5 protein-coding genes and 1 pseudogene are annotated in these 4228 nt (G+C 39.1%); 2 read left to right on the forward strand and 4 right to left on the reverse strand.

What is annotated here, in order from left to right; all coding sequences use genetic code 11:
• Positions 1-149 precede the first annotated feature (149 nt).
• Together C4S39_RS14835 and C4S39_RS14840 are read left to right on the forward strand one after the other, a co-directional pair.
• On the forward strand, positions 150-515 hold the full coding sequence (locus C4S39_RS14835; RefSeq protein WP_103967704.1) for a hypothetical protein: 366 nt from the start codon (positions 150-152) through the stop codon (positions 513-515).
• Positions 516-803: 288 nt separating this feature from the next.
• Positions 804-1842 (forward strand): annotated as a pseudogene (locus tag C4S39_RS14840) (DesA/ISL3 alpha bundle tail domain-containing protein).
• 120 nt (positions 1843-1962) lie between these two features.
• Here C4S39_RS14840 and C4S39_RS14845 read toward each other — a convergent pair.
• The 4 genes from C4S39_RS14845 to C4S39_RS14860 all read right to left on the reverse strand — a co-directional run bounded on the left by C4S39_RS14845 (position 1963) and on the right by C4S39_RS14860 (position 3965).
• Positions 1963-2670, reverse strand: coding sequence for a Crp/Fnr family transcriptional regulator (locus tag C4S39_RS14845; RefSeq protein ID WP_103967705.1), 708 nt, complete (start codon positions 2668-2670; stop codon positions 1963-1965).
• Between the two features lie 158 nt (positions 2671-2828).
• The gene (locus C4S39_RS14850) at positions 2829-2936 is read right to left on the reverse strand and encodes an entericidin A/B family lipoprotein (protein WP_374953038.1); all 108 of its coding nucleotides are present in this window, start codon (positions 2934-2936) and stop codon (positions 2829-2831) included.
• Between the two features lie 293 nt (positions 2937-3229).
• Positions 3230-3397: a DUF1328 domain-containing protein gene (locus tag C4S39_RS14855; RefSeq protein ID WP_074720885.1), complete on the reverse strand. Its 168-nt coding sequence runs from the start codon at positions 3395-3397 to the stop codon at positions 3230-3232.
• A gap of 289 nt (positions 3398-3686) precedes the next feature.
• Positions 3687-3965, reverse strand: coding sequence for a hypothetical protein (locus C4S39_RS14860; RefSeq protein ID WP_103967707.1), 279 nt, complete (start codon positions 3963-3965; stop codon positions 3687-3689).
• Between the last annotated feature and the right edge of the window lie 263 nt (positions 3966-4228).

Consider the following 4228-nt stretch of genomic DNA (forward strand, 5'->3'; position numbering starts at 1 on the left):
TGTTCTCCTTATTTTGATAATCGATCTGGGCAGATCTTTATCAACAGATTACACCGCTCTCTTCTCCTTACATACACCAGAAATGATCATAGCTCAAGTACCTTTGTGTATGATTCTAAATTTAATTTCAATTATGGAGATATATAGAAATGAAGCTATTTAATTTATTTTTGTTAATAACTGCGGGTTTATTTTTTTCTTCGCCATTAATATTGGCTGCTGAACAAGATCCAGACTTTCTACCTGAAAAAAATCGAGAAATGGGAAATATAAAAGAGAGAATACAAATATTGGAAGGGCGGCTAAATTGTATGCAGAAAACGAATGATTTTGAATCTTTGAAAACATGCAATCAAGCGGCAGATCAAAAAATGGATGCTTTAGAAGCTAAAATTAATGCACAAGAGCGTAATAAAAAACAATCTGATAGCAAAACTAAGCAACCTGATAACAAAACTTCCGATAATAAATATCCAGATAACAAGAAACCGGATGCTAAAAATAAGCCCAATTAATTAGATAGTAACCTAAACTTTAGAACTGGCCAGCAATGCTTTTGATTCGACACGGTTATCGATCAGTTAATCAAACTGGCGGTGTTTCATGGGAAATTCAAAAAGCCATTCAGAGATTACGGAATATATGGAAATCTTCTATAGTGCAAATGCACAATTTCGACTTTCAAGCGCGTAAGCTCTCAATAAATATAAAAAATCAGTATGTTCGATAGCGCACAGAAATGACAGCGGATTGAGCATATTGTTTAATTTGAATAAAGGATCTAATTTATTATGCAACAATTTATGCAGCATGGCCTGATTGAACTTCCGTGGTGGGTTATATGTTAGTTGCGCTGATCATGGCACACGTGACCACTGTATCTGTGACGATTTTTCTCCATCGGTATCAGTCGCGCATCACGCCCTAAAGCTACACCCCATAGTTAGCCACTGCTTTCGCTTTTGACTATGGCTTACCACTGGCATGGTCACCAAAGAATGGGTGGCTATACACCGTAAACACCATGCTAAATGCGAAACTGAGGAAGATCCACACAGTCCGCAGATACATGGCATCAACAAGGTGTTTGTTCGACGGTACCAAGCTTTACCGTATAGAAGCTAAAAATACCGCAACGCTTGTTAAATACGGTCATGGCACGCCCGATGACTGGATTGAGCGCAATTTATATTCGCAGCATGTCATGTTGGGTATCGGCATCATGCTGGCAATTGATCTTGTTTTATTCGGGCCAATCGGATTCCTTATATGGGGAATTCAGATGTTGTGGATTCCATTCTTCGCCGCCGGGGTCATTAACGGTGCTGGGCATTCGACATCGGGTGGATGTACATTCGCATTCTGGAGATGCTAGATTTAGCAACAGTTTGCAAGGTAGCACCCAAAATTCGCTTTAATCTGACTAAATTCCCTTGTGACGCGGACACTCTGAAAGCTGTAATCGCTCATCGCTATGATGTGCTAGCCAGGTTCGCTAAGTATTTGAATCAACCTACAATCACTGAGATTCACAACTTGAGCACTCGAGCTATTCCAGGTTTGCAAGATGCCCGTGCGCTGGAAGCAGTTAGACATTGGCTGCAAACTGATGTCGGTCTGATGGCGGAGAAGGATCAGGTGGAGTTGGATCAGGCGCTTCATTCGAGTCAATTGTTGAGCACGATCTACTCAATGCGACAAAATCTTGTTGCCTTGTGGAGTAGTTCTACCACCTCCACGGAGCAACTGGTAAAGGATCTAGAAAACTGGTGTGTGCTGGCCGAGGAGAGTGGCATCGGTGCATTGCAGGAATTTTCCAGAAAATTACGTTGTTACAACTAGCTGGTATGATGAGAACGCAAAAAGCATAGCATTAATGAAGGACACATAAGTGTGTCCTTCATTAATGCTTAGAATCAACTTTATCTTAATCCATATTGGATTGATTTTAGGCTTTTTGTTTCAGCCTAAAATCCTTTCGTAAATTTCTTTCTCCATGCGATAGCATGCACATGAGGCCGCTTCGAGTCCAGCGCGATCGAGAATCTTGATATTTCCACGTTTGTAGATAATTATTTCGCTTTTTTGGAGAGAAATTGCTGCTTTGGTGATGCCAACACGCCTTACACCCAGCATATTAGCCAAGGATGCGTGTGTGGCATAAAAATGATCGGATTGTGCCCGGTCCTGGGTCATCAAAAGCCAGCGGGCAAGTCGAGCCTCAATAACATGGAAGAAATTACATCCTGCCGTTTGAGCAATTTGGCTCATCACCACAAAAAGGTAGCGTTTTAATTTCTGATTAAGTGCGGCGCTTTTCTGAAGTTGTAGCAAAAATATAGGTGTCGATATGCGTAATGCCTGACCTGCCCCTTGAACCACAGCGTTACATGAAGCAACATCAACTGCCAAGATGAGGGGAAGGCCAAACATACCTTCATGACCAACCAACCCTATTTCCAGATTGCGGTCATTATCAATTGGTGTGATTAAGGAAATAATGCTCGTGGTAGGAAAATAAACATGTGAAATCGGATTGCCAGCGTGAGATAATACTTCTGCAAAGACCAGTTCGGTTTCTACACCGCTTGCAAGTAATTTTTTGTAGTCATTACCAGGTAAAGCAGCTAACAAATGATTAGTTCTTATAATTACTTGGGCAGACGACATAAGAGTACTCTGTATGTAAAAAAATAATCAGTGAACTCTTGGTTCCATATCACTGGGCAGCAGAGGTGGCGGTGTTTACTTGTAAATACTGTAAAAAATCTTTGCTATCTATGTGATAGAAACGTGATTCACACAGGAAAAATTTCTGCAACTAAGTTTTAGTTTGCTGATTTTTCAATTGCCTGACCACCCTTCTGAACATCCTTTCCTACTCCACTCAGAGTGTTACATGCAGACAATAGGGTAATAGTAATTAGTGTAATCATTAGAATTAATACTTTCATAATAGGCTCTCTTTTTATTTAAATAAAAAATTAAATTTTCTTTGATATAGTGAAACACTTATCAAAAATGTTTAGTAAAGTTTTAGCGTAATTTACTGAAATTTCTGAGAAATGGAATGCGTTACATTGAAGATTACGCTTATGTATGAAACCAGCTAAGCTCTTATAGACTGGGGATCAATGTTTAGCAGTCTCCAGAAGATCCATGATTAAACGTAGCAAAGGCGTATGCGCTTAATTCATCAGTTTTTCAGAATGGCGCATAAATTTCTACTTCAAGTGGCAGGAGGTCGTTTTCCAGTCAGAAAGAAGACGATAGCCATAATAATACCGACCACAAACGCAATCCATGCTATTTGGGTGGCCGTTCCCGCAATGCCGGAAAACCCGAGTAGGCCTGCGATAATAGCGATAATCAGAAATGTAACTGCCCAGCTAATCATGTGTTTTCTCCTTATTTCTAAATGATACATAGTCAAACTTCATCGAATTGATAGCAACCTTTATAGTTGGCTACCCGTTACAAAAATTAGTTGCTGATAAATAATTACTTAGAAGTGACACAAACACGATTTATTTAAGAACAACGCACAAGCTCAGTTTTTTGATTTTTGCAACCAAGCATGCCCAGTAAACCTGTAAACAATAAATATTTGATTGGTAGTCACTATCTACAATGAAATTACAGCCAAAATCTTTTCAGTAGTAGTTATTGAACATGTAGAAACTAAATTAATAATTTCCTTTTTTATCTGTGGGGGAATTTTTTTTCTTATCCGTTCCGGTCGAGCTGCTTGGATCGCGATCACGGTTCTCAGAAGAACTTGAGCCACTTTTTTCTTCTTCACTTTTCTTTTTAGAAGCATTGGATTGCGATTGCTGTACTTTGTCCTGCCTATCATCTATTTTATTCTGTGCCTGAGAATATTCGGCAATTGCGGATGTACTGGCTAGCAAAAATGCTGTACTGATAACAAATGTTATCACTGTATTTGTTTTAACTTGAATCATGATAAAGCTCCTTTTATTAAATAGAATCCTAAGCTCCTGGAATTAACAAGTATTGGGCTTAGAACCTAGATAATCCTCTTGAGCGTCTGATCGGTCTGTTCGTTACCGAACATTTGAAAACAATAGGTAAATGTCGAAGATAGATGAGGTGAAAATGTCGGTTTTTTGTAATTAGTCATCCCTGAAAAAAGTACCCAACAATTGTTGTTGAGAAATTGAATCTGATATTTCCATTCAATGTGGAGAATAACTTTGGTTGGTTG

Origin of the sequence: Nitrosomonas ureae, assembly GCF_900108305.1 — a bacterium.
Taxonomy (GTDB): Bacteria; Pseudomonadota; Gammaproteobacteria; order Burkholderiales; family Nitrosomonadaceae; genus Nitrosomonas; species Nitrosomonas ureae_B.